Raw genomic sequence first — 26079 nt, 5'->3', positions numbered from 1 at the left:
AGGGAGTTGCCGAGGGTGTAGCCGAAGCCCGGCTCCAGCGGCTCGATCACGAACCGGGAGCGGAACTCGTCGACGACCTCTTCGGTCAACGAGGGACGCTGAGCGATCAGCATGTGTGGATCAGATCCTTCAGTCGGGGGCGCCCGCTATTTGACGCCCGACTCAAGCCGCCCCCCGAACAGAAGGGACGGGTACTGCAAGGGTACGGGCGATACGACCTCTTACGAGAGCCGTATCGCCCGACTGTGCCATGTGGGGGATACCCCCACACCCCCATCCTGTGAGGCGAACGTCAGACGCGACGGCGCTTCGGCGGACGGCAGCCGTTGTGCGGGGTCGGCGTCACGTCCTGGATGGAGCCGACCTCCAGACCGGTGGCCTGCAGGGAACGGATCGCGGTCTCACGACCGGAGCCCGGGCCCTTGACGAACACGTCGACCTTGCGCATGCCGTGCTCCTGGGCGCGGCGGGCGGCCGACTCGGCGGCCATCTGCGCGGCGAACGGCGTGGACTTCCGGGAGCCCTTGAAGCCGACGTGGCCGGCGGAGGCCCAGGAGATCACGTTGCCGGTCGGGTCGGTGATCGAAACGATGGTGTTGTTGAACGTGCTCTTGATGTGCGCGTGGCCGTGAGCGACGTTCTTCTTTTCCTTGCGGCGCACCTTCTTGGCAGCGCCCTGACGTCCCTTGGGGGGCATGTATCAAGCTCCTGTGGAGGTGGTCGGTCCTACAGCGAAGACCGTGGACAGGTGTCCGCTGCGGACTACTTCTTGCCCGGCTTCTTCTTGCCGGCGATGGCGCGACGCGGGCCCTTGCGGGTGCGAGCGTTGGTGCTGGTGCGCTGACCGCGGACGGGCAGACCGCGGCGGTGCCGCAGACCCTGGTAGCAGCCGATCTCGACCTTGCGGCGGATGTCGGCCTGGATCTCGCGACGGAGGTCACCCTCGGTCCGGAAGTTGTTGTCCACATACTCGCGGATCTTGACGAGCTCTTCCTCGGTCAGATCGCGGACGCGGGTGTTCGGGTTGACACCGGTCTCGGCCAGCGTCTGCTGGGACAGGGTCCGGCCGATCCCGAACACGTAGGTGAGGGCGACCTCCACGCGCTTGTCGCGCGGGATGTCGACACCGGAAACGCGTGCCATTCAATGGCTCCTGGTGATCTTCGGAGGTCTTCCGCAGAACCGGCTCCCGGCCGCCGTATCAGGTACGAACCGGGTCCCCAGCCTCCGAACCGGGGGTATCGAGCCGTACGAACGGCTCGGGCCCTGCGTATGAACAAACTCAGCTCGCGTCGCGCGAAGTTCTGCGAATCGCAGAGGGTGTGATCGTGCGGTCAGCCCTGGCGCTGCTTGTGGCGCGGGTTGTCGCAGATGATCATGACCCGGCCGTGACGGCGGATCACCCTGCACTTGTCGCAGATCTTCTTGACGCTCGGCTTGACCTTCATGGGATGTGAGGTTCTCCGGGTCAGTGCCACCACCCCGGGAGGCCCGGGGCACCGGCAAGATCTACTTGTAGCGGTAGACGATCCGGCCACGCGTCAGGTCGTACGGAGACAGCTCCACCACGACCCGGTCGTCAGGGAGGATGCGGATGTAGTGCATGCGCATCTTGCCGCTGATGTGTGCCAGGACCTGGTGGCCGTTCTGGAGCTCGACCTTGAACATGGCGTTCGGCAGAGACTCGACGACAGTGCCCTCGATCTCGATGGCACCTTGCTTCTTGGCCACGCTTCGCCCTTCGAATCGACTACCTTGATCGACTCCAACTCACCCGCTGTGCGAGCACACGCAGGCATGCGGATGCACAAGAGCCGACGAGTCAGTCTACGTCAGCGCACCCGGAAAGACGAATCGAGGGAGTCTGCCCCAACAGGCAGATCATTAAGCACCGGAAGGGTCGCGCCCCGAAAGTGCGCGGGGCCGTGTGGGATATGCGGCTCCGCCGCGTTGGCGCGACCAACCACGACGAACCCGCAGCCGCCGACGAACAGAACCACCCTCCCCAGCAGGCGCTCACGCCAACGGATCCGGAGCAGCGACGACCCCGTACTCCGCCAGCTTCGCCTTACCCCCGTCGGGAGACGTAAGCACCAGCGGCCCGGCCTCGGTCAACGCCACCGAATGCTCCCAGTGGGACGACCACGTGCCGTCGGTCGTGACGACCGTCCAGTCGTCCTCCAGGACGACCGTCTTCGGCGTGCCCAGGGACACCATGGGCTCGATCGCGAGGCAGAAGCCCGGGACCAGCTTCGGTCCCTTGCCGCGCCGGCGGTCGACGTAGTTCAGCAGGTGCGGGTCCATGTGCATCTCGGAGCCGATGCCGTGGCCGCCGTAGTCCTCGATGATCCCGTACCGGCCGCCGCCGGCCTTGGGCTGACGGCGGATGTACGTCTCGACGGCCCGGGAGATGTCGACCAGCCGGTTGCCCTGCTTCATGGCCGCGATACCGGCCCACATCGACTCCTCGGTCACCTGGGAGAGCTCGACCAGCTCCGGATCGTGACCGGAGCCGACGAAGGCGGTGTAGGCCGCGTCGCCGTGCCAGCCGTCGATGATCGCGCCGGCGTCGATGGAGATGATGTCCCCGTCCTTGAGCACGACGTCGTCGGACGGGATGCCGTGCACGACGACCTCGTTCACGGAGGTGCAGATCGTCGCGGGGAAGCCGCCGTACCCCAGGAAGTTCGGCTTGGCGTTGTGCTCGGCGAGCACCTTGCGGGCCACGCGGTCCAGATCCCTGGTCGTGGCCCCGGGCACCGCGGCCTCCCGCGTGGCCGCGTGAATGGCGGCGACGACCAGCCCCGCCTCACGCATCCTGGCGATCTGCTCGGGGGTCTTGATCTGCACCATGGGGGCTACGGCCTTTCTCGGACCAGGAGGCGGCGGACTGCTCTCAACGATACGTGGGACCGGCGTGGCTTCGGGCGCCCCCACAGCACAGCCGCGGCCCCTGCTCAGGGAACCGCGGCTGCAACCGGCGTACGAACGACTACTTGCCGTCTTCCTCGCGCTGGAGGGCCTCCATGGCCCGCTTGGTCACTTCCTCCACCTTGCCGAGCGCCGAGATCGTGACCACCAGGCCCTGGGCCTTGTAGTAGTCGATGATCGGCTCGGTCTGCGTGTGGTAGACCTCCAGCCGCTTGCGGACCGTCTCCTCTGAGTCGTCGTCCCGCTGGTACAGCTGGCCGCCGCAGACGTCGCAGACGCCCTCCTTCGCGGCCGGCTTGTACGACACGTGGAACACGTGCGAGGAGTCCTTGCGGCAGATGCGGCGGCCAGCGATCCGCTTGACCACCTCTTCCTCGGGGACCTCCAGGTCCAGCACCGCGTCCAGCTTCATGGCCTCGTTCTGCAGCATCTCGTCCAGCGCCTCGGCCTGCGACACATTGCGCGGGAACCCGTCCAGCAGGAAGCCGCCCTCGGCGTCGGGCTGCTCCATGCGGTCCCTGGCCATGCCGATCGTGACCTCGTCCGGCACCAGATTGCCCGCGTCGATGTAGGACTTCGCGAGTTTGCCGAGTTCCGTCTGCCGGCTGATGTTGGCTCGGAACAGGTCGCCCGTGGAGATGTGCGGGATGGACAGGTTCTCGGCGAGGAACGCCGCCTGCGTTCCCTTGCCCGCACCCGGCGGCCCGACGAGGACGATTCGCATCAGCGGAGGAACCCTTCGTAATTGCGCTGCTGGAGCTGGCTCTCGATCTGCTTCACCGTTTCGAGGCCGACACCCACGATGATCAGGATGCTGGTCCCGCCGAACGGGAAGTTCTGGTTTGCCCCGAAACCAGCCAACGCCATTGTCGGCACGAGAGCGATCAGGCCCAGGTACAGCGAACCCGGCCAGGTGATCCGGTTGAGTACGTAGCTGAGGTACTCAGCGGTCGGTCGGCCAGCCCGGATGCCCGGGATGAAGCCACCATACTTCTTCATGTTGTCGGCGACTTCCTCGGGGTTGAAGGAGATCGCCACGTAGAAGAACGCGAAGAAAATGATCAGGAAGAAGTACACGGTGATGTGCGCGGGCGCCCCCGTGTCGGCCAGGTTCTGAGTGATCCAGGTCGCCCATCCCGCCTGAGAGTTGGCGAACTGGACGATCAGCGCCGGAATGTAGAGCAGCGACGAGGCGAAGATGACGGGGATCACACCCGCCTGGTTCACCTTGAGCGGGATGTAGGTGGACGTGCCACCGTAGGAACGGCGGCCGATCATGCGCTTCGCGTACTGCACCGGAATGCGGCGCTGGGCCTGCTCGACGAAGACCACCAGGCCGACCATGACCAGGCCGACGGCGATCACGGTGCCGAACTCGATCCAGCCGTCCGCGAGCTTGCCCTGCTGCTTGATGGCCCACAGCGCGGACGGGAAGGTCGCGGCGATCGAGATGAACATCAGGATCGACATGCCGTTGCCGATGCCGCGGTCGGTGATCAGCTCACCGAGCCACATGACCAGGGCCGTACCGGCGGTCATGCAGATCACCATGACGATGGTGGGAAAGATCGCGGTGTCCGGGACGACCTGCTGGGCGACCGTGCAGCCCTGGAACAGGGAGCCGCTGCGGGCGGTGGCCACCAGGCCGGTGCCCTGCAGGATGGCGAGGGCCACCGTCAGGTAACGGGTGTACTGCGTGATCTTCGCCGTGCCGGACTGGCCCTCCTTCTTCAGGGCCTCCAGGCGCGGGATGACCACGGTCAGCAGCTGCAGAATGATGCTCGCCGTGATGTACGGCATGATGCCGAGCGCGAAGATCGTGATCTGCAGCAGAGCGCCACCGCTGAACATGTTGACCAAGCCGAAGAGGCCCTGGTTGCCGGACGCCTGGTCGACGCACTCCTGCACGCTTCGATAGTCGACACCCGGGATCGGGATGTGCGTACCGACCCGGTAGAGCACGATGATGCCAAGCGTGAAGAGCAGCTTCTTGCGCAGGTCGGGCGTCTTGAACGCCCGGGCGAACGCGGTGAGCACGGTGCCTCCTGCGACCCCCGCGTGTGCGCGCGTGAGGTGGATGGGTAACGAGGTTGATGACCTGGACAACGAGATTACGGCATGACAAGACGGCGCTGGGCGCCGACAGCACAGCCTACCCATATCGAGGACCGAGCGGGATGCCGACCTGCTCCTTCACGCCCCTGGCCTGGCGATCGGCAGTGTATGCCACGACAACAGGGCCCCCGGTACGCCGGCCGGCCAGGTGCCCTCCGACCCACCGCAGGGCCCTGTCATCATGTGCCGCCCCTACTGCCACAGGTCATCAACAGTCGTGAACTGTCACGATATGGGGCCTGACTTGTGAGGTGAGCGTGCGTGGACCGTCGGTCTACTCGTTGAACCACGCGGAGAACTTGCTGCCCCCGCCGCCGTTCCAGGTGACCTGCATTCTGTAGCTGGCCAGTTGGCCGACGTTGTACCCCTTCTTGTTGCAGCCGGCATCGCCGCCGTCGCCCAGGTCGAACACCTTGGACACCACTCCACCGGCGTTCCTGACCCACAACGTGCCGGTGACGCCGTGGCCGTCCGCCCTGGTGTCACAGACCTGGAAGACGTCCCCGTCGTCGATGAACTTCATGTACCCCCGGCTACCGTCGAGATAGATGGTCTTGTTGCTGACGGCCATGGCGGGAGCCGTCGACGCCACGACCATGGTTGCGGCAGCCGCCCCAACCATGGCCATACGAGTGAGCTTGGACTTGGTCATCGGTTCCTCTTTCACTCTGCTGGGGCGTGAAACGCCCCCCCGTAAGCAGCGAAACGCCCGCCGTTACTGCAGGTACTCAAGGTGCAACGGCGAGCAATGGAACACTAGTTCACTTCTGATGTCATGTCCAAGACTTTGCGGAGCCGACCCGGACGTGACGCGGTGGTCGCTCTCCCGAACCCTCCTGGGACTGACCTGAGTTGTGGCCGCGGGGATCTGCAAACAGCGCCAGCCCCGCTCCGGCAGTCGCGGAGCGGGGCTGGATGCAGCTAACTGCGCATCACCGCCGGTGATGAGCGCCGAGCGATTCAGACGAGCTCGGTGACGGTACCGCCGGCGGCGGTGATCTTCTCCTTGGCGGAGCCGGAGACGGCGTCGACCGTCACCTGCAGCGCCACGGAGATCTCGCCCTGGCCGAGCACCTTGACGAGGCTGTTCTTGCGAACGGCACCCTTGGCGACCAGGTCGGCTACCGTGACCTCCCCGCCCTCGGGGTAGAGGGCGGCGAGCTTGTCCAGGTTCACGACCTGGTACTCGGTCTTGAACGGGTTCTTGAAGCCCTTCAGCTTCGGGAGGCGCATGTGCAGCGGCATCTGGCCGCCCTCGAAGCGCTCCGGAACCTGGTAACGGGCCTTGGTGCCCTTCGTACCACGACCGGCCGTCTTACCCTTCGACGCCTCACCACGACCGACGCGGGTCTTGGCGGTCTTGGCGCCCGGGGCGGGACGGAGGTTGTGGATCTTGAGCGGGTTGTTCTCCGCCATGATCAGTCGACCTCCTCAACCGTCACGAGGTGGCGGACATGGCGAACCATGCCGCGGAACTCGGGGCGGTCCTCCTTGACGACCACGTCGCCGAGCTTCTTGAGCCCGAGCGTCCGCAGGGTGTCACGGTGGTTCTGCTTGCTGCCGATGTAGGACTTGACCTGCGTGATCTTGAGCTGCGCCATGATTACGCACCTGCCCCGGCACGCGCACGCAGCAGGGCCGCAGGGGCGACGTCCTCGAGCGGCAGACCGCGGCGGGCCGCGATCTCCTCGGGACGCTGCAGGCCCTTCAGGGCCTCCACGGTCGCGTGCACGATGTTGATCGCGTTGTCGGAGCCGAGCGACTTCGACAGCACGTCGTGGATACCGGCGCACTCGAGCACGGCACGCACGGGACCACCGGCGATAACACCGGTACCCGGCGAGGCCGGCTTGAGGAGAACGACGCCGGCAGCCTTCTCACCCTGGATGGGGTGCGGGATGGTGCCCTGGATCCGGGGGACCTTGAAGAAGTGCTTCTTGGCCTCCTCAACGCCCTTGGCGATGGCGGCCGGCACCTCCTTGGCCTTGCCGTATCCGACACCCACGGTGCCGTCGCCGTCGCCCACCACGACCAGCGCGGTGAAGCTGAAGCGACGACCACCCTTCACAACCTTGGCGACGCGGTTGATCGCGACAACGCGCTCAACGTACGCGGTCTTCTCGGCGGCAGCTGCGCCGCCGTCACGGCCCTTCCGGTCCCGCCGCTCGCCGCCACCGGCACCGCCACCGCGGCGCTGGGGTCCAGCCATTGGAATTACCTCTCTCTGTCTCCGCTAGCTACGGAACCAGGACTCAGAACTTGAGTCCGGCCTCGCGGGCGGCGTCCGCCAGGGCGGCGATGCGCCCCGCGTACTGGTTACCACCACGGTCGAACACGACGGCCTCGACACCGGCGGCCTTGGCACGCTCGGCGACCAGGGCGCCGACCTTCTTGGCCTGCGTGGACTTGTCGTCCTCGCCACCGCGGATCGAGCTGTCCAGGGTGGACGCCGACGCCACGGTGTGGCCCTTCAGGTCGTCGATCACCTGCGCCACGATGTGGCGGTTGGAGCGGGTCACGACCAGACGGGGACGCTCCGCCGTACCGTTGATCCGCTTGCGGATCCGGATGTGACGGCGCTTGATCGCGGCGCGCTTGTAGGCGTCGCCCTTCAGGATCTTCTGCCCGTATGCCATGGCTTACTTACCCGCCTTTCCGACCTTGCGGCGGATGACTTCGCCCTCGTACTTGACGCCCTTGGCCTTGTACGGGTCGGGCTTGCGCAGCTTGCGGATGTTGGCCGCAACCTCGCCGACCTTCTGCTTGTCGATGCCCTCGACCGAGAAACGGGTCGGGGTCTCCACCTTGAAGGTGATGCCCTCGGGGGCCTCGACCAGGATCGGGTGGCTGTAGCCCAGGGAGAACTCCAGGTTGGAGCCCTTGGCCTGGACGCGGTAACCGACACCGCTGATTTCGAGCTTCCTGACGTATCCCTGGGTCACACCGGTGATCATGTTCGCCACCAGCGTGCGGGACAGGCCGTGCAGGGCCTTGCTCTGCCGCTCGTCGTTCGGGCGCAGCACCTGGAGGGTGCCGTCCTCGCCCTTAGCGATCTCGATCGGCGCGACAACGGTGTGGGTCAGTTCGCCCTTGGGGCCCTTGACCGCGACCGTACGGCCGTCGATGGTGACGTCCACGCCGGCGGGAACCGGGATGGGGAGCTTGCCGATACGCGACATTGTGTCTCTCCTCCGTTCCCGAATTACCAGACGTAGGCGAGGACTTCCCCACCCACGCCCTTCTTCTGCGCCTGCTTGTCGGTGAGCAGACCGTGGGACGTGGAGATGATCGCCACGCCGAGGCCGCCGAGCACCTTCGGCAGGTTGGTGGACTTCGCGTAGACCCGGAGACCGGGCTTGGAGATCCGCTTGATACCCGCGATGGAGCGCTCACGGTTGGGGCCGAACTTCAGCTCCAGGACGAGGTTCTTGCCGACCTCGGCGTCCTCGACCTTCCAGCCCGTGATGAAGCCCTCCTGCTGGAGGATCTCCGCGATGTGCGACTTGATCTTCGAGTGCGGCATCGACACAGAGTCGTGGTATGCCGAGTTCGCGTTCCGCAGACGCGTGAGCATGTCTGCGATCGGATCAGTCATGGTCATGAATTGGCCTTCGGCCTCTCTCGCCGGGGTTTCCTGGTGCGCCATCCCTCTCCCCGATCCGAGACGGGACGGGTGCGGCGCGGTGGACCTACGGCGTAGTAAGTCGTACGGGCGGCAGTCAGGCGCCCAACCCTCCTAGCCTATGCCATGGAGGGGAGGGCGCCTGACACGCCCATTGCTTACCGAGAGCCTCTGGAATGCCCTGTTACGGGATTACCAGGAGCTCTTGGTCACGCCCGGCAGCTCGCCACGGTGAGCCATCTCACGAAGGCACACGCGGCAGAGGCCGAACTTGCGGTACACGGAGTGCGGACGACCGCAGCGCTGGCAGCGGGTGTACGCACGCACGCCGAACTTGGGCTTGCGAGCAGCCTTCGCGATCAGAGCCTTCTTCGCCATCTCGCTCACGCCTCCTTGAAGGGGAAGCCGAGGTGACGGAGGAGCGCGCGGCCCTCAGCGTCGTTGGTCGCCGTGGTGACCACGGTGATGTCCATACCCCGGACGCGGTCGATCTTGTCCTGGTCGATCTCGTGGAACATGACCTGCTCCGTGAGACCGAAGGTGTAGTTGCCACGGCCGTCGAACTGCTTGGGGGACAGGCCGCGGAAGTCGCGGATGCGCGGCAGCGCGAGCGACAGGGTGCGGTCCAGGAACTCCCACATGCGGTCGCCACGGAGCGTGACGTGGGCACCGATCGGCTGTCCCTCGCGCAGCTTGAACTGCGCGATGGACTTGCGGGCCTTGGTGACGGCCGGCTTCTGACCGGTGATCGTGGTGAGGTCGCGGATGGCGCCCTCGATCAGCTTGGAGTCGCGGGCGGCGTCGCCCACACCCATGTTGACCACGATCTTGACGAGGCCCGGAACCTGCATGACGTTCTCGTACTTGAACTCGTCACGCAGCTTGCCGGCGATCTCCTCGCGGTACTTCTGCTTCAGACGCGGAGTCACGGTGGTCGTCATCAGATGTCCTCACCCGTCCGCTTGGCAACGCGGATCTTGTTGCCTTCGTCGTCGAAGCGGTAGCCGACGCGGGTCGGGACCTTGTTGCCGTCCTTCTCCACGACCAGCATCACGTTGCTGACGTGAATCGGGGCCTCGGTGGTCACGATCCCGCCGGCCTGCGAGCCGCGAGCCGTCGGACCGGCCTTGGTGTGCTTCTTGACCCGGTTGACACCCTCGACCAGGACACGCTCCTCGCGCGGGTAAGCGGCGATGACCTTGCCCTGCTTGCCCTTGTCCTTGCCGGTGATGACCTGGACCAGGTCACCCTTCTTGATCTTCATGCTCACAGCACCTCCGGCGCGAGGGAGATGATCTTCATGAACTTCTTCTCGCGCAGCTCACGGCCCACCGGGCCGAAGATACGGGTGCCGCGAGGGTCGCCGTCGTTCTTCAGAATGACGGCGGCGTTCTCGTCGAAGCGGATGTACGAGCCGTCCGGACGACGGCGCTCCTTAACGGTGCGAACGATGACCGCCTTGACGACGTCACCCTTCTTCACGTTGCCACCGGGGATCGCGTCCTTGACGGTGGCGACGATGACGTCACCGATACCCGCGTAGCGGCGACCGGAGCCGCCGAGCACACGGATGCAAAGGATCTCCTTCGCACCAGTGTTGTCGGCGACACGCAGTCGCGACTCCTGCTGGATCACGTCTATCTCCTGATCGTCTGCCGGTTCCCCGGGGGCCGCTCATCGCGGTCCCCCGGAGCCTGGCGGAACTGACCTGCGGGGTTTGCCCCGCAGTAATTACTTGGCCTTCTCGAGGATCTCGACGACGCGCCAGCGCTTGGTCGCGGACAGCGGCCGGGTCTCCATGAGGAGGACGCGGTCGCCGACACCCGCGGCGTTCTGCTCGTCGTGCGCCTTGAGCTTGTTCGTACGGCGGATGACCTTGCCGTACAGCGCGTGCTTGACGTGGTCCTCGACGGCGACGACGACGGTCTTGTCCATCTTGTCGCTGACGACGTAACCCTCGCGGGTCTTGCGGAAGCCGCGCTGCTCCGTCCCCGCGGCGGAGCCGCTCTGGTTTGCAGTCTCTGTCACGTTGCTCTCGCTCATCAGGCGTTCTCCACCGTCTCGATGCCCAGCTCGCGCTCACGCATCAGGGTGTAGATCCGCGCGATGTCCTTACGAACGGCCTTCAGCCGACCGTGATTCTCGAGCTGGCCCGTCGCCGCCTGGAAGCGGAGGTTGAACAGCTCTTCCTTGGCCTCGCGGAGCTTCGCCAGAAGCTCCTCGTTGCCCAGCTCGCGCAGCTCGGACGCCTTGGTACCGGCCGACATCACGCTTCACCTGCCTCGCGCTTGACGATCCGGCACTTCATCGGCAGCTTGTGGGCCGCACGCGTCAGCGCCTCACGGGCGATCTTCTCGTTGGGGTACGACAGCTCGAACATCACGCGTCCGGGCTTGACGTTGGCGATCCACCACTCCGGAGAACCCTTACCGGAACCCATGCGGGTCTCGGCGGGCTTCTTGGTGAGCGGACGGTCCGGGTAGATGTTGATCCAGACCTTGCCACCACGCTTGATGTGACGCGTCATGGCGATACGAGCGGCCTCGATCTGACGGTTCGTCACGTATGCCGGGGTCATCGCCTGGATGCCGTACTCGCCGAACGCAACCTGCGTGCCACCCTTGGACATGCCGTTGCGCTTCGGGTGGTGCTGCTTGCGGTGCTTGACCCTACGGGGGATCAGCATGTCGGTCAGGCCTCCGTTCCGGTGCTCTCAGCCGGAGCAGCTGCGGGGGCCGCCGAGGACTCAGCCTTGGGGGCCTCGGCGGCGGGAGCCTGCTGCTGCGGCTTGCGACCGCGCCGCTCGCCACCGCGGCCACCACGGGCCGGGCGGTCGGCGCCACCGCGGGCCGGGCGGTTACCCGCACGGGCGGCAGCGTTCTCGGCACGGACCTCGGCGATGTTCTTGACGTCGCCCTTGTAGATCCAGACCTTCACACCGATGCGGCCGAAGGTCGTCTTGGCCTCGAAGAAGCCGTAGTCGACGTTCGCGCGGAGCGTGTGCAGGGGCACGCGGCCCTCGCGGTAGAACTCCGAGCGGGACATCTCGGCGCCGCCGAGGCGGCCACCGCACTGGATCTTGATGCCCTTGGCGCCCGCCTTCATCGCCGACTGCATGCTCTTGCGCATGGCGCGGCGGAACGAGACGCGGGAGGACAGCTGCTCGGCGACGGCCTGGGCGACCAGCTGAGCGTCGGTCTCGGGGTTCTTGACCTCGAGGATGTTCAGCTGGACCTGCTTGCCCGTGAGCTTCTCGAGGTCGCCGCGGATGCGGTCGGCCTCGGCGCCACGGCGGCCGATGACGATGCCCGGACGCGCGGTGTGGATGTCGACGCGGACGCGGTCACGGGTGCGCTCGATCTCCACCTTGGAGATGCCGGCGCGCTCCATGCCGGACGTCATCATCCGGCGGATGGCGACGTCTTCCTTGACGTAGTCCTTGTACAGCTTGTCGGCGTACCAGCGCGACTTGAAGTCGGTGGTGACACCGAGCCGGAACCCATGCGGGTTTACCTTCTGGCCCATTACCGGGTTCCTTCCTTGCTGCTGACGACCACGGTGATGTGGCTGGTCCGCTTGCGGATCCGGTAGGCACGGCCCTGGGCGCGCGGCCGGAACCGCTTCAGGGTCGGGCCCTCGTCGACGTACGCCTCGGAGATGAAGAGGCTGTCGGCGTCGGTGTGGTCGTAGTTGTGCGCGGCGTTGGCAATGGCGCTGTCGAGCACCTTGCCGACCGGCACGGAGGCGGCCTGCGGAGCGAATCGCAGGACCGCCTGGGCCTCCGTGGCGTCCATGCCACGGATGAGGTCCACCACGCGGCGGGCCTTCATGGGCGTGACGCGGATGTACCGCGCCTGGGCCCTGGCTTCCATGGTTGTCCCTTCAGGTTTTCTCTGTCTGAATGCGATCCGCTTAGCGGCGCTTCGACTTCCGGTCGTCCTTGACGTGGCCCCGGAAGGTGCGGGTCGGCGAGAACTCGCCGAGCTTGTGGCCGACCATCGACTCGGTGACGAACACCGGGATGTGGGTCTTGCCGTTGTGCACCGCGATCGTGTGGCCGAGCATGGCCGGGACGATCATCGAGCGACGGGACCAGGTCTTGATGACGTTCTTGGAACCGGCTTCGTTCTGGGCGTCCACCTTCTTGATCAGGTGGTCGTCGACGAAGGGTCCCTTCTTCAGGCTACGAGGCATCTCAACCCGTCCTTAGCGCTTCTTGTTCGTCTTGCGGCGGCGGACGATGTACTTGTTCGACGCCTTCTTGGGCGAACGAGTACGGCCTTCCTTCTGGCCCCACGGGGACACGGGGTGGCGACCACCGGAGGTCCGGCCCTCACCACCACCGTGCGGGTGGTCAACCGGGTTCATGACCACACCACGGACGGTCGGGCGAACGCCCAGCCACCGCTTGCGGCCCGCCTTGCCCCAGTTGATGTTGCTCTGCTCGGCGTTGCCGACCTCGCCGACGGTGGCGCGGCAGCGCACGTCGACCAGGCGGATCTCACCGGACGGCATGCGCAGGTGGGCCATCTGGCCCTCCTTCGCGAGCAGCTGCACCGAGGCGCCGGCGGAGCGGGCGAACTTCGCGCCGCCGCCGGGACGCAGCTCGATGGCGTGCAGCGTCGTACCGACCGGGATGTTGCGCAGGGCGAGGTTGTTGCCCGGCTTGATGTCGGCCCCGGGGCCGTTCTCGACGCGGTCGCCCTGGCTGAGGCCACGCGGCGCGAGGATGTAACGCTTCTCGCCGTCCGCGTAGTGCAGCAGCGCGATGCGCGCGGTGCGGTTGGGGTCGTACTCGATGTGCGCGACCTTCGCCGGCACGCCGTCCTTGTCGTGCCGACGGAAGTCGATCACGCGGTAGGCGCGCTTGTGGCCACCACCCTGGTGGCGCACGGTCACACGACCGGAATTGTTACGGCCGCCCTTGCTGTGCAGGGGACGGACCAGCGACTTCTCCGGCGTGGACCGCGTGACCTCGACGAAGTCGGCGACGCTGGCGCCACGACGGCCAGGAGTCGTCGGCTTGTACTTGCGGATACCCATTGTCTCTCAGTCCTCGGAAGTTCTTCCGAAATCTGGACGCTCCAGACCTCCGGTCAGGAGGTCGGACCGCCGAAGATGTCGATACGGTCGCCCTCGGCGAGGGTCACGATCGCGCGCTTGGTGGACGCACGCTGGCCGAAGCCGGTGCGGGTCCGCTTGCGCTTGCCCTGGCGGTTGATCGTGTTGACCCCGGTGACCTTGACCTCGAAGACCGTCTCGACGGCCTGCTTGATCTGGGTCTTGTTGGCACGCGGGTCGACGACGAACGTGTACTTGTTCTCGTCGAGGAGCGCGTAGCTCTTCTCGGACACGACCGGCTTGACCAGGACGTCACGGGGGTCCGTGTACGCCTTGCTCGCCGGGGTGACGACGGTGTTCTTGCCCTCGGTGGCGTGGCGGCGCGCCTTCTTCAGCCGCGCCTCCTTGGCCTTCTTGGCGGCCTTCGAGGCGATGGAGGGGTGACGTGCAGCCATCAGGCCTCGCTCCCTTCGGTGTCGTTGGCCTTGTTCGGGCCGGCGACGAAGGACTCGAAAGCGGCCTTGGTGAAGACCACGTCGTCCGAGACGAGAACGTCGTACGTGTTCAGCTGGCCCGGCTCCAGGATGTGGACCTGGGGCAGGTTGCGGGCGGACAGCCACGCGGCCTCGTCGGCGCGGTCGACGACCAGGAGCAGGTTCTTGCGCTCCGAGATCTTGCCGAACAGCGACTTGGCGGCCTTCGTGGAGGGGGTCTCGCCCTCGACCACGCCGGAGACGACGTGGATGCGGTTGTGGCGGGCCCGGTCGGTGAGGGCGTGGCGCAGGGCCGCGGCCTTCATCTTCTTCGGGGTCCGCTGCGAGTAGTCACGCGGCTGCGGGCCGTGGACGACGCCACCACCGGCGAACTGCGGGGCGCGGGTCGAACCCTGACGGGCGCGGCCGGTGCCCTTCTGGCGGTACGGCTTCTTGCCGCCACCGCGGACTTCACCGCGGGTCTTGGTCTTGTGCGTGCCCTGGCGGGCAGCGGCGTTCTGCGCGACGACGACCTGGTGGATCAGCGGGATGCTGACCTTCTCCACACCGAAGATCTCCGCGGGGAGCTCGACGGTACCGGCCTTCTCGCCGGCAGGCGAAAGGATGTCAACAGTGCTCATTACCTCAGGCCCCCTTGGCCGCGGTGCGGACCAGGACGAGGCCGCCGTTCGGACCGGGAACCGCGCCCTTGATGAGCAGCAGACCCTTCTCCGCGTCAACGGCGTGGACGGTCAGGTTCTGGGTGGTGACCCGCTCGTTGCCCATACGACCCGCCATGCGGAGGCCCTTGAACACACGGCCCGGGGTGGCGCAGCCACCGATGGAACCGGGAGAGCGGTGCTTGCGCTGGGTACCGTGCCCGGCGCCGAGGCCACCGAAGTTGTGGCGCTTCATGACACCGGCGAAGCCCTTGCCCTTGCTCTTGCCGGTCACGTCGACCTTCACGCCGGCCTCGAACACCTGAGCGGTGATCTCCTGGCCCAGCGTGTACTCGGAGGCGTCCGCGGTGCGGATCTCGACGAGGTGACGACGGGGGGTGACGTCGGCCTTGGCGAAGTGGCCCTTGAGGGGCTTGTTCACCTTGCGCGGGTCGATCTCGCCGAAGGCGATCTGGACGGACTCGTAGCCGTCGACGTCGTTCTTACGCACCTGGGTGACGACGTTGGGTCCGGCCTTGACGACGGTCACCGGGACGACACGGTTGTTCTCGTCCCAGACCTGCGTCATGCCGAGCTTCTCGCCCAGGATGCCCTTGATCTGCCTGGTCATTACTCAGATCACCGCGCCTCAGAGCTTGATCTCGATGTCGACACCGGCCGGGAGGTCGAGTCGCATCAGAGAGTCAACGGTCTTGGGGGTCGGGTCGAGGATGTCGATCAGGCGCTTGTGCGTGCGCATCTCGAAGTGCTCGCGCGAGTCCTTGTACTTGTGCGGCGACTTGATGACGCAGTACACGTTCTTCTCAGTGGGCAGCGGCACCGGGCCCGCGACCGACGCACCAGTGCGGGTCACCGTCTCGACGATCTTCTTCGCCGAGCTGTCGATGACCTCGTGGTCGTAGGCCTTGAGCCGGATGCGGATCTTCTGTCCCGCCATGGCTACTTCGTAGTCCTGTCTCTCTTTACGCTCTGGAACCCGATGTTCCTGTCTGCCTTCTCCTCCGACCCACGCGGTCGGGCGTGTCGCACTCCCGCTGACACAGATGCCCCTTGTACGAACATCCCTGCTGGGGGACACGGCCCTGCCGGAACCGTTGGCCGGGGACGAGAAGCCCACCGGGCGCCTGGCCGGTGCCGCACCAACGCTTCCCGAAAGATTCCCGTACGTCCGTCTCACATGGAGACGACGAGTACTGTGGGACTCGCTTCCGGTCCTCCCGGCGGGAGGCGCGCAGCATCAACACTCGACCGAGCAACTCGGACAGTCTGCCATATGGGGCGGTGCCGACGCCAATCGAGCCGGAGAGGATACCCCCGAGGTGACCTGGGTCAAACCAGGGGCGGCTCGCGCGGCTGACCACGTTACTCCTCCCAGCGATTCGACCCCGGGCGTCGTGCTCGTACCGGGGGCTGTCTCCCCCGCGCGTGACGGGGCGCAGTTGGTCGGTTTCGGCCTCGCTCGCTCGCCCTGGTCCGGGTGAAACCTGGGCCTTTCTCCGGTCCCGTGTCCGAAAGCGGCCAACTGCATCCGCATCCCGCGGGCGGGTACGGCAAAGGGGCCCGGACGACCGAAGTCGTACGAGCCCCTTCAGGCCTTGTCAGGTCGGACGACCCTCGAGCAAGTCCGGGGACTTACTTGACGATCTTGGTGACCTGGCCGGCGCCCACGGTCCGGCCACCCTCGCGGATGGCGAACTTCAGCCCCTCCTCCATGGCGACGGGCTGGATGAGCTCCACCTTCATCTCGGTGTTGTCACCCGGCATGACCATCTCGGTGCCCTCGGGGAGGGTCACGACGCCGGTCACGTCCGTCGTACGGAAGTAGAACTGCGGGCGGTAGTTGTTGAAGAACGGCGTGTGGCGGCCACCCTCGTCCTTGGACAGGATGTAGGCCTGGGCCTCGAACTCGGTGTGCGGGGTCACCGTGTTCGGCTTGATGATGACCTGGCCGCGCTCGACGTCCTCGCGCTTGATACCGCGGAGGAGGAGACCGACGTTCTCACCGGCCTGGCCCTCGTCCAGCAGCTTGCGGAACATCTCGATGCCGGTGACCGTGGTGGTCGTCTTCTCCTGCTTGATGCCGATGATGTCGACCGACTCGTTCACCTTGAGCACACCGCGCTCGATACGGCCGGTGACGACCGTACCGCGACCGGTGATGGTGAAGACGTCCTCGATCGGCATCAGGAACGGCTTGTCGACGTCGCGCTCCGGCTCCGGGATCGCGGTGTCGACGGCGTTCATGAGCTCCAGGACGGACTGCGACCATTCCTTGTCGCCCTCCAGCGCCTTCAGCGCGGAGACCTTGACGACCGGAACGTCGTCGCCCGGGAACTCGTACTCGGTGAGGAGTTCACGGACCTCGAGCTCGACGAGCTCCAGGATCTCCTCGTCGTCCACCATGTCGGCCTTGTTCAGGGCGACCACGATGTAGGGAACGCCGACCTGGCGGGCCAGGAGGACGTGCTCCTTGGTCTGCGGCATCGGGCCGTCGGTCGCGGCGACCACCAGGATCGCGCCGTCCATCTGGGCGGCACCGGTGATCATGTTCTTGATGTAGTCCGCGTGACCCGGGCAGTCGACGTGGGCGTAGTGACGCGCCTCGGTCTGGTACTCGACGTGCGCGATGGAGATGGTGATACCGCGCTGACGCTCCTCGGGCGCCTTGTCGATGTTGTCGAACGGGGTGGACTCGTTCAGGTCCGGGTACGCGTCGTGCAGCACCTTGGTAATAGCCGCCGTGAGGGTGGTCTTACCGTGGTCGATGTGACCGATGGTGCCGATGTTGACGTGCGGCTTAGTCCGCTCGAACTTCGCCTTCGCCACTGGGGTCCTCCTGTGGAGTGGTTCTGTACGCCTTACTTCATCGGCGCCAGGTGATCTTTGCTGATAAAGCCCGGGCCCGGGGCATTCACCCGGAATGCGGCGAATGCCCCTCAAGGCTCCGGAGTCAAGCCTACGGCGTGGAGACGGGCTCCGTTACTCGCCCTTGGCCTTCGCGATGATCTCCTCGGCGACGTTCCGCGGAACCTCGGCGTAGGAGTCGAACTGCATCGAGTAACTTGCGCGACCCGACGTCTTGCTGCGGAGGTCTCCGACGTAGCCGAACATCTCCGACAGGGGCACGAGACCCTTCACGAGGCGGGCACCGGCCCGCTCCTCCATGGCCTGGATCTGGCCACGGCGGGAGTTGATGTCGCCGATGACGTCACCCATGTAGTCCTCGGGCGTGGTGACCTCGACGGCCATCATCGGCTCGAGCAGTACGGGGCTGGCCTTGCGCGCGGCCTCCTTGAAGGCCTGCGACCCGGCGATCTTGAACGCGAGCTCGGAGGAGTCGACCTCGTGGTAGGCACCGTCGAGCAGCGTCACGCGCACACCGGTCATCTCGTAACCGGCGAGGATGCCGAACTGCATGGCCTCCTGGCAGCCGGCGTCGACCGAAGGGATGTACTCCTTCGGGATGCGACCACCGGTCACCTTGTTCACGAACTCGTAGGAGGCGTCGCCGCCCTCGATCGGCTCGACCGCGATGATGACCCTACCGAACTGGCCGGTACCACCCGTCTGCTTCTTGTGGGTGTACTCGACCTTCTCGACGGCCTTGCGGATCGTCTCGCGGTACGCGACCTGCGGCTTGCCGACGTTGGCCTCGACCTTGAACTCGCGCTTCATACGGTCGACCAGCACCTCGAGGTGCAGCTCGCCCATACCGCCGATGATGGTCTGGCCGGTCTCCTCGTCCGAGTGGACCTGGAAGGACGGGTCCTCCTCGGCCAGGCGCTGGATCGCAACGCCCAGCTTCTCCTGGTCGCCCTTCGACTTGGGCTCGATGGCGACCTGGATGACCGGCGCCGGGAAGTCCATGGACTCCAGGATCACCGGCTGCTTGTCGTCGCACAGCGTCTCACCGGTCGTGGTCTGCTTCAGACCCATGACGGCGATGATGTCGCCGGCGCCCACCGACTCGATCTCCTCACGCTTGTTCGCGTGCATGCGGTAGATCTTGCCGATGCGCTCCTTCTTGCCCTTGACGGAGTTCAGCACGGCGGTGCCGGACACCAGGCGGCCGGAGTACACGCGGACGAAGGTGAGCTTGCCGAGGTGCGGGTCGCTCATGATCTTGAACGCCAGCGCCGAAAGCGGCTCCTCGTCGGACGGCTTGCGCGCGACGACCTTCTCCGGGTCCTTGACGTCGTGGCCCTCGATGGCCTCGATGTCGACCGGGGACGGCAGGTAGCGCACGACCGCGTCGAGCAGCGGCTGAACGCCCTTGTTCTTGAAGGCGGTGCCGCAGAAGACCGGGGTCACCGTGGTGCCGGAGCCCTTGCCGGAGGCGATGGTGATACGGCGGATCGCCGCGTACAGCTGCTCCTCGGTGGGCTCCTCGCCCTCCAGGTACAGCTCCATCAGCTCTTCGTCGTTCTCGGCGACGGCCTCCAGCAGCTTGCCGCGCCACTCCTCGGCGGCCTCGGCGTGCGTGGCCGGGATGTCGACGGTGTCGTACATCTCGCCCTTGGTCGCCTCGGCGGACCAGACCAGGGCCTTCATGCGGACCAGGTCCACAACGCCCTTGAAGTCGGCCTCGGCACCGATCGGGATCTGCATGACCAGCGGCTGCGCGCCCAGGCGGTCGGTGATCATGTCGACGCAGCGGTGGAACTCGGCACCGGTGCGGTCGAGCTTGTTGACGAAGCAGATACGCGGGACGCCGTAGCGGTCCGCCTGACGCCACACGGTCTCGGACTGGGGCTCGACGCCGGCGACGCCGTCGAACACCGTCACGGCACCGTCGAGCACACGCAGGGAACGCTCCACCTCGACGGTGAAGTCGACGTGACCCGGCGTGTCGATGATGTTGATGGTGTGGTCGACGTTCTCCAGCGGCCAGTGGCAGGTGGTGGCAGCAGAGGTGATCGTGATGCCACGCTCCTGCTCCTGCTCCATCCAGTCCATGGTGGCAGCGCCGTCGTGGACCTCACCGATCTTGTACGAAACGCCGGTGTAGAACAGGATCCGCTCGGTGGTGGTCGTCTTGCCCGCGTCGATGTGGGCCATGATCCCGATGTTGCGGACCCTGGCCAGGTCAAGCGAAGTGGTAGCCATAAGGCTTTCGTCTTCTCTCGGTCTCGATGGGGTCTGCGACTACCAGCGGTAGTGCGCGAAGGCCTTGTTGGACTCGGCCATCTTGTGCGTGTCCTCGCGCTTCTTCACAGCGGCACCGAGGCCGTTGCTGGCGTCGAGGAGCTCGTTGAGCAGACGCTCGGTCATGGTCTTCTCGCGACGGGCGCGGGAGTAACCGACCAGCCAGCGCAGCGCCAGGGTGTTGGCACGGCCGGGCTTGACCTCGACCGGCACCTGGTAGGTGGCACCACCGACACGGCGGGACTTGACCTCGAGGGTCGGCTTGATGTTCTCGAGAGCGCGCTTCAGCGTGATGACCGGGTCGTTGCCGGTCTTCTCGCGCAGGCCCTCCATGGCGCCGTAGACGATGCGCTCGGCGGTGGAGCGCTTGCCGTTCAGCAGCACCTTGTTGATCAGGGAGGTCACCAGAGGAGAGCCGTAGACCGGGTCGATGATGACCGGGCGCTTCGGGGCGGGGCCCTTACGAGGCATTCTTACTTCTCCTTCTTGGCGCCGTAGCGGCTGCGGGCCTGCTTGCGGTTCTTGACACCCTGAGTGTCGAGGGAACCGCGGATGATCTTGTAGCGAACACCCGGCAGGTCCTTCACACGGCCGCCGCGCACGAGCACGATCGAGTGCTCCTGCAGGTTGTGCCCCTCACCCGGAATGTAGGCCGTGACCTCGATCCCGCTGGTCAGACGCACACGCGCGACCTTGCGGAGGGCCGAGTTCGGCTTCTTCGGGGTGGTCGTGAACACACGCGTGCAGACGCCACGACGCTGAGGGGACCCCTCGAGTGCGGGCGTCTTGTTCTTCTCGACCTTGTCCTGCCGGCCCTTGCGGACCAGCTGCTGGATCGTAGGCACTACTTCTCCGGTTTCTGTGTGCCGATGGGTACAGCTAACCTGGAACGTCGCCGACCCACGCGGTCGGGTGTGTCGAATCCCGCAGATTCCTGCCGAGCGGCAGAAAGAGGCGCAGATTACGGTGGCCGGTTTCGGCTCTCTAAGCGGTTGAAGGCACGCAGGAGAGCCAAGGCACACCCCAGGCACAAGGTCTGAGCGTACCTATCGCATTCGCTGCGGTCAAAACAAATGGGTGCCGCCCACATTGTCCAGCGGCTCGTGTCAAGACCACGCGCCACATTCGATCTTCATCCGAGCGATCCTCGCACGTCAGTCCGCGCCCCCGGCGATCTTCGCCCAGCCCTCCGCACGGCCGTCACGATCACCCCCCCGACGCGACGGCGACCGCGAACATCAGCGTCATGACGATCGCCCAGCCGGCGGTCGACATCCAGCCGAGGACGAGCCCGGTGAGCGCCAGCCCGTCGCCGGTCTCCCCGGTACGGCGCATCTCGGAGCGTGCCGAGTGCCCCAGCACGATCGCCGGTATCCCGGTGAGCCCGAAGGTCGGCACGCACAGCAGCCCGCACACCGCGGCTCCGACCGCCTTCCCGTTCGTCTGCGGCCGCGGCGCCGGCAGGAACGTCCGCGGTACGGCGCTGGGCTGCGGTACGGGCCCCTGCGGCAGGTCGGCGACGATGTGCGCCAACTCCCCCACCGTACGGGCGGCATACGCCCGCGCCACCCGTTTCTCGAACTCGTCCTGCTCCAGCCGCCCCTCGCCGAACCCGGCCCGCAACACGTCCACGGCCCGTTCCCGGTCGGCGTGCGAGGCCAGCATCGAGGACCCACTGGCCTCCGCCCAGGGCCGCGGCACCGGCACATGCCCCGCCCCGTACGCCGGCACGAACCGATCCCGCTCCGGGCCGTACGCATACCCCGGCCCGGGCACCGGGCCATACCCCTGCTCGTCCCCCGGACGATGCCCTTGCTCATGGCCCTGACCCTGGCCCCGGCCTTGGCCCTGGCTCTGCCCTTGGCCCTGCCCCGGACCCCAGGGCTGCCACGGCTGAAACGACGACTGCGACACGGAGCACCTCCCGGAGCGCCGGAGTCCCTCCATCATGCGCCGAAGTCCCTCCATGATGCGCCGAACCGACGAGACCGGCACAGAACCGGCAGAGATCCGGGCACGCCGAAGGGCGGCCACCCCACAGGATGACCGCCCTTCGGTCAGGCGACTCGCTTACTGGTTGTACGGACCGTAGTCGTAGTCCTCCAGCGGCACGGCCTGGCCGGAGCCCGTGCCGAACGGCGAGTAGTCGATGTCGTCGTAGCCGACGGCCGAGTACATCGCGGCCTTGGCTTCCTCGGTCGGCTCGACCCGGATGTTGCGGTAGCGGGACAGGCCCGTACCGGCCGGGATGAGCTTTCCGATGATGACGTTCTCCTTGAGGCCGATCAGGGAGTCGGACTTGGCGTTGATCGCCGCGTCCGTGAGGACCCTGGTCGTCTCCTGGAAGGACGCCGCCGACAGCCAGGACTCCGTGGCCAGCGAGGCCTTGGTGATACCCATGAGCTGCGGACGGCCGGAGGCCGGGTGACCGCCCTCCTGGACCACACGACGGTTCTCGTGTTCGAACTTCGAGCGCTCGACCAGCTCGCCGGGCAGCAGCTCGGCGTCGCCGGACTCGATGATCGTCACGCGGCGCAGCATCTGCCGGATGATGATCTCGATGTGCTTGTCGTGGATCGACACACCCTGCGAGTTGTACACCTTCTGGACCTCGCCGACCAGGTGGACCTGGACGGCGCGCTGGCCCAGGATGCGCAGCACGTCGTGCGGGTTGGTGGCACCCACGGTGAGCTTCTGGCCCACCTCGACGTGCTCGCCCTCGCTGACCAGGAGACGGGCGCGCTTCGAGATCGGGTAAGCCGTCTCGTCACTGCCGTCGTCCGGGGTGATGACGATCTTCTTGGTCTTCTCGGTCTCCTCGATCCGGGCGCGGCCGGAGGCCTCGGAGATCGGGGCGACACCCTTCGGGGTACGGGCCTCGAAGAGCTCGACGACACGCGGCAGACCCTGGGTGATGTCGTCACCGGCCACACCACCGGTGTGGAAGGTACGCATCGTCAGCTGGGTGCCGGGCTCACCGATGGACTGGGCGGCGATGATGCCGACCGCCTCACCGATGTCGACCAGCTTGCCGGTGGCGAGCGAACGGCCGTAGCACATGGCGCACGTGCCGACCGCGGACTCGCAGGTCAGGACCGAGCGGGTCTTGACCTCCTCGATGCCGTGCTTCACCAGCTCGTCGATGAGGACGTCGCCCAGGTCGGTGTTGGCCGGGGCCAGCACCTTGCCGTCGGCGACGATGTCCTCGGCCAGCGCACGTGCGTACACGCTGGTCTCGACGTTGTCCGCCTTGATCAGGTTGCCCGCCGCGTCCCGCTCCGCGATCCGCAGGCGCAGGCCGCGGTCGGTGCCGCAGTCCTCCTCACGGATGATGACGTCCTGCGAGACGTCGACCAGACGACGGGTGAGGTAACCCGAGTCGGCGGTACGCAGGGCGGTGTCCGCCAGACCCTTACGGGCGCCGTGCGTGGAGATGAAGTACTCCAGCACGGAGAGGCCCTCACGGAACGACGCCTTGATAGGCCGCGGGATGGTCTCGTTCTTGGCGTTGGACACCAGACCGCGCATACCGGCGATCTGACGCATCTGCATCATGTTCCCTCGGGCGCCCGAGTTCACCATCATGAAGATCGGGTTGGTCTTCGGGAAGTTGTCGTTCATCGCCTCGGCGACCTCGTTGGTCGCCTTCGTCCAGATCGCGATGAGCTCCTGCGTGCGCTCGTCCTTGGTGATCAGACCGCGCTCGTACTGCTTCTGGACCTTCTCGTCCTGCGCCTCGTAACCGGCGACGATCGCCTTCTTCGCGTCGGGAACGACGACGTCGGAGATGGCGACGGTGACGCCGGAACGGGTGGCCCAGTAGAAGCCGGCCGCCTTCAGGTTGTCGAGCGTCGCCGCCACGATGACCTTCGGGTAGCGCTCGGCGAGGTCGTTGACGATCTCGGAGAGCTGCTTCTTGCCGACCTCGTAGTCGACGAACGGGTAGTCCTCGGGCAGCAGCTCGTTGAAGAGCGCACGGCCAAGGGTGGTGTTCAGCCGGAAGCTGTCACCCTGCTGCCACTCGGGCTCGCCCTCCTCGCGCGCCGGCGGGGTCCAGCCACGCGGAGGGATGGTGCCGACCGGGAAGCGGACGTCGATCTTCGACTGGAGCGACAGCTCCCCCGCGTCGAAGGCCATGATCGCCTCGGCGACGGAGGCGAAGGAACGGCCCTCGCCCTTGAGGTCGCGCATCTCGCCGTCGGTGGTGAGGAAGAACAGACCGAGGACCATGTCCTGGGTCGGCATCGTCACCGGACGGCCGTCGGCCGGCTTGAGGATGTTGTTCGAGGACAGCATCAGGATGCGGGCCTCGGCCTGCGCCTCCGCGGACAGCGGCAGGTGCACGGCCATCTGGTCACCGTCGAAGTCCGCGTTGAACGCGGTGCAGACGAGCGGGTGGATCTGGATGGCCTTGCCCTCGACCAGCTGCGGCTCGAAGGCCTGGATGCCGAGGCGGTGCAGCGTGGGCGCACGGTTCAGCAGAACCGGGTGCTCCGCGATGACCTCTTCCAGCACGTCGTACACGACCGTACGGCCGCGCTCGACCATGCGCTTGGCGCTCTTGATGTTCTGCGCGTGGTTCAGGTCGACCAGGCGCTTCATCACGAACGGCTTGAAGAGCTCCAGCGCCATCGCCTTCGGCAGACCGCACTGGTGCAGCTTCAGCTGCGGACCGACGACGATCACGGAACGCGCCGAGTAGTCGACACGCTTTCCGAGCAGGTTCTGACGGAAGCGGCCCTGCTTACCCTTCAGCATGTCGCTGAGGGACTTCAGCGGGCGGTTACCGGGACCGGTCACCGGGCGGCCGCGACGACCGTTGTCGAAGAGGGCGTCAACGGCCTCCTGAAGCATGCGCTTCTCGTTGTTGACGATGATCTCGGGCGCGCCGAGGTCGAGCAGCCTCTTCAGACGGTTGTTGCGGTTGATCACACGGCGGTACAGGTCGTTCAGGTCGGAGGTCGCGAAGCGGCCACCGTCCAGCTGCACCATCGGACGCAGGTCCGGCGGGATGACCGGTACGCAGTCGAGGACCATGCCCTTGGGGCTGTTGGAGGTCTGCAGGAAGGCAGACACGACCTTCAGCCGCTTCAGGGCGCGGGTCTTCTTCTGGCCCTTGCCGGTGCGGATGATCTCGCGGAGCTTCTCGGCCTCCTCGTCGAGGTCGAAGGACTCCAGGCGCTTCTGCAGCGCCGCGGCACCCATCGAACCGTCGAAGTACGTGCCGAAGCGGTCCCGCAGCTCGCGGTAGAGCAGCTCGTCGCCCTCGAGGTCCTGGACCTTGAGGTTCTTGAACCGGGTCCACACCTCGTCGAGCCGGTCGATCTCGCGCTGCGCACGGTCGCGCAGCTGCTTCATCTCACGCTCGGCACCCTCGCGCACCTTGCGGCGCACGTCGGCCTTGGCGCCCTCGGCCTCCAGCTCGGCCAGGTCGGACTCGAGCTTCTTGGCGCGGGCCTCCAGGTCGGCGTCGCGGCGCTGCTCGATCTGCTGGCGCTCGACGGAGACGTGGGCCTCCAGCGAGGGCAGGTCGCGCGTACGGCGCTCCTCGTCGACGTACGTGATCATGTACGCGGCGAAGTAGATGACCTTCTCGAGGTCCTTGGGAGCCAGGTCGAGCAGGTAGCCCAGGCGGCTCGGGACACCCTTGAAGTACCAGATGTGCGTGACGGGAGCGGCCAGCTCGATGTGGCCCATCCGCTCACGGCGCACCTTGGCGCGAGTCACCTCGACGCCGCAGCGCTCACAGATGATGCCCTTGAACCGGACGCGCTTGTACTTGCCGCAGTAGCACTCCCAGTCCCGGGTCGGACCGAAGATCTTCTCGCAGAAGAGTCCGTCCTTTTCGGGCTTGAGCGTGCGGTAGTTGATCGTCTCGGGCTTCTTGACCTCGCCGTGGCTCCACTGACGGATGTCGTCAGCGGTGGCCAGACCGATCCGGAGCTCGTCGAAGAAGTTGACGTCGAGCACTATGCGTCAATCCCTCTCAGGGTTGTAAGTCATGGGGTCTGATACGGGGGTCCTGGGGCCGGCGGCCTTCATGGCGAAGGCC

35 protein-coding genes and 1 pseudogene are annotated in these 26079 nt (G+C 66.3%); all 36 read right to left on the bottom strand.

The features are described from left to right. Window positions 1-113 (bottom strand): annotated as a pseudogene (locus tag H8R17_RS30770) (DNA-directed RNA polymerase subunit alpha); the annotation flags it as partial. 179 nt (window positions 114-292) lie between these two features. Continuing rightward, window positions 293-697 (bottom strand): 30S ribosomal protein S11, encoded by a 405-nt coding sequence (gene rpsK, locus H8R17_RS30765; RefSeq protein WP_003948617.1) that lies wholly within the window; start codon window positions 695-697, stop codon window positions 293-295. Between the two features lie 65 nt (window positions 698-762). After that, window positions 763-1143, bottom strand: coding sequence for a 30S ribosomal protein S13 (gene rpsM, locus H8R17_RS30760; RefSeq protein ID WP_187826489.1), 381 nt, complete (start codon window positions 1141-1143; stop codon window positions 763-765). Window positions 1144-1334: 191 nt separating this feature from the next. Continuing rightward, the gene (rpmJ, locus tag H8R17_RS30755; RefSeq protein ID WP_003948619.1) at window positions 1335-1448 is read right to left on the bottom strand and encodes a 50S ribosomal protein L36; all 114 of its coding nucleotides are present in this window, start codon (window positions 1446-1448) and stop codon (window positions 1335-1337) included. Between the two features lie 61 nt (window positions 1449-1509). Beyond that, complete coding sequence (infA, locus tag H8R17_RS30750; RefSeq protein WP_003948620.1) at window positions 1510-1731, bottom strand: translation initiation factor IF-1; 222 nt, start codon at window positions 1729-1731, stop codon at window positions 1510-1512. 285 nt (window positions 1732-2016) lie between these two features. After that, a complete protein-coding gene (gene map / locus H8R17_RS30745) occupies window positions 2017-2853 on the bottom strand; it encodes a type I methionyl aminopeptidase (protein ID WP_187826488.1) in 837 nt (278 codons plus the stop codon). Between the two features lie 139 nt (window positions 2854-2992). After that, entirely contained in the window at window positions 2993-3655 is a 663-nt protein-coding gene (locus H8R17_RS30740) for an adenylate kinase (RefSeq protein WP_187826487.1), read from the bottom strand. Further along, on the bottom strand, window positions 3655-4968 hold the full coding sequence (gene secY / locus H8R17_RS30735) for a preprotein translocase subunit SecY (protein WP_187826486.1): 1314 nt from the start codon (window positions 4966-4968) through the stop codon (window positions 3655-3657). The genes H8R17_RS30740 and secY overlap by 1 nt, the downstream gene beginning before the upstream one ends. A gap of 352 nt (window positions 4969-5320) precedes the next feature. After that, entirely contained in the window at window positions 5321-5698 is a 378-nt protein-coding gene (locus H8R17_RS30730) for a hypothetical protein (RefSeq protein ID WP_187826485.1), read from the bottom strand. Window positions 5699-6006: 308 nt separating this feature from the next. Then, window positions 6007-6462 carry a 50S ribosomal protein L15 gene (gene rplO / locus H8R17_RS30725; protein WP_187826484.1) on the bottom strand — a complete coding sequence of 152 codons (456 nt, stop codon included), beginning with the start codon at window positions 6460-6462 and terminating at the stop codon, window positions 6007-6009. 2 nt (window positions 6463-6464) lie between these two features. After that, window positions 6465-6647, bottom strand: coding sequence for a 50S ribosomal protein L30 (gene rpmD, locus H8R17_RS30720; protein ID WP_187826483.1), 183 nt, complete (start codon window positions 6645-6647; stop codon window positions 6465-6467). Between the two features lie 2 nt (window positions 6648-6649). Further along, the gene (rpsE, locus tag H8R17_RS30715; protein WP_009190144.1) at window positions 6650-7255 is read right to left on the bottom strand and encodes a 30S ribosomal protein S5; all 606 of its coding nucleotides are present in this window, start codon (window positions 7253-7255) and stop codon (window positions 6650-6652) included. A gap of 43 nt (window positions 7256-7298) precedes the next feature. Then, on the bottom strand, window positions 7299-7682 hold the full coding sequence (gene rplR, locus H8R17_RS30710) for a 50S ribosomal protein L18 (RefSeq protein WP_187826482.1): 384 nt from the start codon (window positions 7680-7682) through the stop codon (window positions 7299-7301). 3 nt (window positions 7683-7685) lie between these two features. Further along, window positions 7686-8225, bottom strand: coding sequence for a 50S ribosomal protein L6 (rplF, locus tag H8R17_RS30705; protein ID WP_187826481.1), 540 nt, complete (start codon window positions 8223-8225; stop codon window positions 7686-7688). A gap of 23 nt (window positions 8226-8248) precedes the next feature. Next, a complete protein-coding gene (rpsH, locus tag H8R17_RS30700) occupies window positions 8249-8647 on the bottom strand; it encodes a 30S ribosomal protein S8 (protein ID WP_043503329.1) in 399 nt (132 codons plus the stop codon). Window positions 8648-8860: 213 nt separating this feature from the next. Beyond that, window positions 8861-9046 carry a type Z 30S ribosomal protein S14 gene (locus H8R17_RS30695; RefSeq protein ID WP_003956452.1) on the bottom strand — a complete coding sequence of 62 codons (186 nt, stop codon included), beginning with the start codon at window positions 9044-9046 and terminating at the stop codon, window positions 8861-8863. 5 nt (window positions 9047-9051) lie between these two features. Beyond that, window positions 9052-9609, bottom strand: a complete 558-nt coding sequence (rplE, locus tag H8R17_RS30690) for a 50S ribosomal protein L5 (RefSeq protein ID WP_187826480.1) — start codon at window positions 9607-9609, stop codon at window positions 9052-9054. Then, window positions 9609-9932, bottom strand: a complete 324-nt coding sequence (gene rplX / locus H8R17_RS30685; RefSeq protein ID WP_187826479.1) for a 50S ribosomal protein L24 — start codon at window positions 9930-9932, stop codon at window positions 9609-9611. The genes rplE and rplX overlap by 1 nt, the downstream gene beginning before the upstream one ends. Before the next feature lie 2 nt (window positions 9933-9934). Further along, on the bottom strand, window positions 9935-10303 hold the full coding sequence (gene rplN, locus H8R17_RS30680; protein ID WP_003998823.1) for a 50S ribosomal protein L14: 369 nt from the start codon (window positions 10301-10303) through the stop codon (window positions 9935-9937). A gap of 96 nt (window positions 10304-10399) precedes the next feature. Then, complete coding sequence (rpsQ, locus tag H8R17_RS30675) at window positions 10400-10711, bottom strand: 30S ribosomal protein S17 (RefSeq protein ID WP_187826478.1); 312 nt, start codon at window positions 10709-10711, stop codon at window positions 10400-10402. Then, window positions 10711-10935: a 50S ribosomal protein L29 gene (gene rpmC, locus H8R17_RS30670; RefSeq protein ID WP_007494763.1), complete on the bottom strand. Its 225-nt coding sequence runs from the start codon at window positions 10933-10935 to the stop codon at window positions 10711-10713. Before rpmC ends, rpsQ begins: the two co-directional genes overlap by 1 nt. Then, window positions 10935-11354 carry a 50S ribosomal protein L16 gene (gene rplP / locus H8R17_RS30665; RefSeq protein WP_187826477.1) on the bottom strand — a complete coding sequence of 140 codons (420 nt, stop codon included), beginning with the start codon at window positions 11352-11354 and terminating at the stop codon, window positions 10935-10937. The genes rpmC and rplP overlap by 1 nt, the downstream gene beginning before the upstream one ends. A gap of 5 nt (window positions 11355-11359) precedes the next feature. After that, window positions 11360-12193 (bottom strand): 30S ribosomal protein S3, encoded by an 834-nt coding sequence (gene rpsC / locus H8R17_RS30660; protein WP_187826476.1) that lies wholly within the window; start codon window positions 12191-12193, stop codon window positions 11360-11362. Next, complete coding sequence (gene rplV, locus H8R17_RS30655; protein WP_003974262.1) at window positions 12193-12540, bottom strand: 50S ribosomal protein L22; 348 nt, start codon at window positions 12538-12540, stop codon at window positions 12193-12195. The genes rpsC and rplV overlap by 1 nt, the downstream gene beginning before the upstream one ends. Window positions 12541-12580: 40 nt before the next feature. Next, window positions 12581-12862: a 30S ribosomal protein S19 gene (gene rpsS / locus H8R17_RS30650; RefSeq protein ID WP_007384069.1), complete on the bottom strand. Its 282-nt coding sequence runs from the start codon at window positions 12860-12862 to the stop codon at window positions 12581-12583. A gap of 12 nt (window positions 12863-12874) precedes the next feature. Then, complete coding sequence (gene rplB / locus H8R17_RS30645) at window positions 12875-13711, bottom strand: 50S ribosomal protein L2 (protein ID WP_187826475.1); 837 nt, start codon at window positions 13709-13711, stop codon at window positions 12875-12877. A 53-nt stretch (window positions 13712-13764) separates the two neighbouring features. Continuing rightward, a complete protein-coding gene (gene rplW / locus H8R17_RS30640; RefSeq protein ID WP_187826474.1) occupies window positions 13765-14184 on the bottom strand; it encodes a 50S ribosomal protein L23 in 420 nt (139 codons plus the stop codon). Further along, window positions 14184-14843, bottom strand: a complete 660-nt coding sequence (gene rplD, locus H8R17_RS30635; RefSeq protein ID WP_187826473.1) for a 50S ribosomal protein L4 — start codon at window positions 14841-14843, stop codon at window positions 14184-14186. The genes rplW and rplD overlap by 1 nt, the downstream gene beginning before the upstream one ends. Before the next feature lie 4 nt (window positions 14844-14847). Next, a complete protein-coding gene (gene rplC, locus H8R17_RS30630; RefSeq protein WP_187826472.1) occupies window positions 14848-15492 on the bottom strand; it encodes a 50S ribosomal protein L3 in 645 nt (214 codons plus the stop codon). An 18-nt stretch (window positions 15493-15510) separates the two neighbouring features. Next, the gene (gene rpsJ, locus H8R17_RS30625) at window positions 15511-15819 is read right to left on the bottom strand and encodes a 30S ribosomal protein S10 (RefSeq protein ID WP_003948644.1); all 309 of its coding nucleotides are present in this window, start codon (window positions 15817-15819) and stop codon (window positions 15511-15513) included. A gap of 695 nt (window positions 15820-16514) precedes the next feature. After that, the gene (gene tuf / locus H8R17_RS30620; RefSeq protein WP_187826471.1) at window positions 16515-17708 is read right to left on the bottom strand and encodes an elongation factor Tu; all 1194 of its coding nucleotides are present in this window, start codon (window positions 17706-17708) and stop codon (window positions 16515-16517) included. 153 nt (window positions 17709-17861) lie between these two features. Beyond that, on the bottom strand, window positions 17862-19988 hold the full coding sequence (fusA, locus tag H8R17_RS30615) for an elongation factor G (protein WP_187826470.1): 2127 nt from the start codon (window positions 19986-19988) through the stop codon (window positions 17862-17864). A gap of 39 nt (window positions 19989-20027) precedes the next feature. Next, the gene (gene rpsG, locus H8R17_RS30610; RefSeq protein WP_003998848.1) at window positions 20028-20498 is read right to left on the bottom strand and encodes a 30S ribosomal protein S7; all 471 of its coding nucleotides are present in this window, start codon (window positions 20496-20498) and stop codon (window positions 20028-20030) included. A gap of 2 nt (window positions 20499-20500) precedes the next feature. Next, complete coding sequence (gene rpsL, locus H8R17_RS30605; RefSeq protein ID WP_003948652.1) at window positions 20501-20872, bottom strand: 30S ribosomal protein S12; 372 nt, start codon at window positions 20870-20872, stop codon at window positions 20501-20503. Window positions 20873-21233: 361 nt separating this feature from the next. After that, complete coding sequence (locus tag H8R17_RS30600; protein ID WP_187826490.1) at window positions 21234-21692, bottom strand: DUF1707 and DUF4190 domain-containing protein; 459 nt, start codon at window positions 21690-21692, stop codon at window positions 21234-21236. A gap of 405 nt (window positions 21693-22097) precedes the next feature. Beyond that, window positions 22098-25997 carry a DNA-directed RNA polymerase subunit beta' gene (locus tag H8R17_RS30595; protein ID WP_187826469.1) on the bottom strand — a complete coding sequence of 1300 codons (3900 nt, stop codon included), beginning with the start codon at window positions 25995-25997 and terminating at the stop codon, window positions 22098-22100. Window positions 25998-26079: the final 82 nt, after the last annotated feature.

The organism is Streptomyces sp. TRM68367, assembly GCF_014495685.1.
Lineage (GTDB): Bacteria > Actinomycetota > Actinomycetes > Streptomycetales > Streptomycetaceae > Streptomyces.
Note: the sequence above shows the minus strand (reverse complement) of the source record. Positions and strands in the feature narration are given on the sequence as shown.

Excerpts from the sequence above, each read along its gene's own strand:
- rplC (WP_187826472.1), bottom strand. The coding sequence starts at position 15,492 with ATGACCAGGCAGATCAAGGGCATCCTGGGCGAGAAGCTCGGCATGACG.
- map (WP_187826488.1), bottom strand. The coding sequence starts at position 2,853 with ATGGTGCAGATCAAGACCCCCGAGCAGATCGCCAGGATGCGTGAGGCG.
- rplF (WP_187826481.1), bottom strand. The coding sequence starts at position 8,225 with ATGTCGCGTATCGGCAAGCTCCCCATCCCGGTTCCCGCCGGCGTGGAC.
- rplE (WP_187826480.1), bottom strand. The coding sequence starts at position 9,609 with ATGACGACCACCGTGACTCCGCGTCTGAAGCAGAAGTACCGCGAGGAG.
- rpsG (WP_003998848.1), bottom strand. The coding sequence starts at position 20,498 with ATGCCTCGTAAGGGCCCCGCCCCGAAGCGCCCGGTCATCATCGACCCG.
- rpsE (WP_009190144.1), bottom strand. The coding sequence starts at position 7,255 with ATGGCTGGACCCCAGCGCCGCGGTGGCGGTGCCGGTGGCGGCGAGCGG.
- rplX (WP_187826479.1), bottom strand. The coding sequence starts at position 9,932 with ATGAAGATCAAGAAGGGTGACCTGGTCCAGGTCATCACCGGCAAGGAC.
- rplD (WP_187826473.1), bottom strand. The coding sequence starts at position 14,843 with ATGAGCACTGTTGACATCCTTTCGCCTGCCGGCGAGAAGGCCGGTACC.
- H8R17_RS30695 (WP_003956452.1), bottom strand. The coding sequence starts at position 9,046 with ATGGCGAAGAAGGCTCTGATCGCGAAGGCTGCTCGCAAGCCCAAGTTC.
- rpsC (WP_187826476.1), bottom strand. The coding sequence starts at position 12,193 with ATGGGCCAGAAGGTAAACCCGCATGGGTTCCGGCTCGGTGTCACCACC.
- rplB (WP_187826475.1), bottom strand. The coding sequence starts at position 13,711 with ATGGGTATCCGCAAGTACAAGCCGACGACTCCTGGCCGTCGTGGCGCC.
- rpmD (WP_187826483.1), bottom strand. The coding sequence starts at position 6,647 with ATGGCGCAGCTCAAGATCACGCAGGTCAAGTCCTACATCGGCAGCAAG.
- rpsH (WP_043503329.1), bottom strand. The coding sequence starts at position 8,647 with ATGACCATGACTGATCCGATCGCAGACATGCTCACGCGTCTGCGGAAC.
- rplP (WP_187826477.1), bottom strand. The coding sequence starts at position 11,354 with ATGCTGATCCCCCGTAGGGTCAAGCACCGCAAGCAGCACCACCCGAAG.
- rpmC (WP_007494763.1), bottom strand. The coding sequence starts at position 10,935 with ATGTCGGCCGGTACCAAGGCGTCCGAGCTGCGCGAGCTGGGCAACGAG.
- H8R17_RS30730 (WP_187826485.1), bottom strand. The coding sequence starts at position 5,698 with ATGACCAAGTCCAAGCTCACTCGTATGGCCATGGTTGGGGCGGCTGCC.
- fusA (WP_187826470.1), bottom strand. The coding sequence starts at position 19,988 with ATGGCTACCACTTCGCTTGACCTGGCCAGGGTCCGCAACATCGGGATC.
- rpsS (WP_007384069.1), bottom strand. The coding sequence starts at position 12,862 with ATGCCTCGTAGCCTGAAGAAGGGACCCTTCGTCGACGACCACCTGATC.
- rpsK (WP_003948617.1), bottom strand. The coding sequence starts at position 697 with ATGCCCCCCAAGGGACGTCAGGGCGCTGCCAAGAAGGTGCGCCGCAAG.
- rplW (WP_187826474.1), bottom strand. The coding sequence starts at position 14,184 with ATGGCTGCACGTCACCCCTCCATCGCCTCGAAGGCCGCCAAGAAGGCC.
- H8R17_RS30740 (WP_187826487.1), bottom strand. The coding sequence starts at position 3,655 with ATGCGAATCGTCCTCGTCGGGCCGCCGGGTGCGGGCAAGGGAACGCAG.
- rpmJ (WP_003948619.1), bottom strand. The coding sequence starts at position 1,448 with ATGAAGGTCAAGCCGAGCGTCAAGAAGATCTGCGACAAGTGCAGGGTG.
- rpsJ (WP_003948644.1), bottom strand. The coding sequence starts at position 15,819 with ATGGCGGGACAGAAGATCCGCATCCGGCTCAAGGCCTACGACCACGAG.
- rplR (WP_187826482.1), bottom strand. The coding sequence starts at position 7,682 with ATGGCATACGGGCAGAAGATCCTGAAGGGCGACGCCTACAAGCGCGCC.
- H8R17_RS30600 (WP_187826490.1), bottom strand. The coding sequence starts at position 21,692 with ATGCTGGCCTCGCACGCCGACCGGGAACGGGCCGTGGACGTGTTGCGG.
- rpsM (WP_187826489.1), bottom strand. The coding sequence starts at position 1,143 with ATGGCACGCGTTTCCGGTGTCGACATCCCGCGCGACAAGCGCGTGGAG.
- rplV (WP_003974262.1), bottom strand. The coding sequence starts at position 12,540 with ATGGAAGCCAGGGCCCAGGCGCGGTACATCCGCGTCACGCCCATGAAG.
- rpsQ (WP_187826478.1), bottom strand. The coding sequence starts at position 10,711 with ATGAGCGAGAGCAACGTGACAGAGACTGCAAACCAGAGCGGCTCCGCC.
- rplO (WP_187826484.1), bottom strand. The coding sequence starts at position 6,462 with ATGGCGGAGAACAACCCGCTCAAGATCCACAACCTCCGTCCCGCCCCG.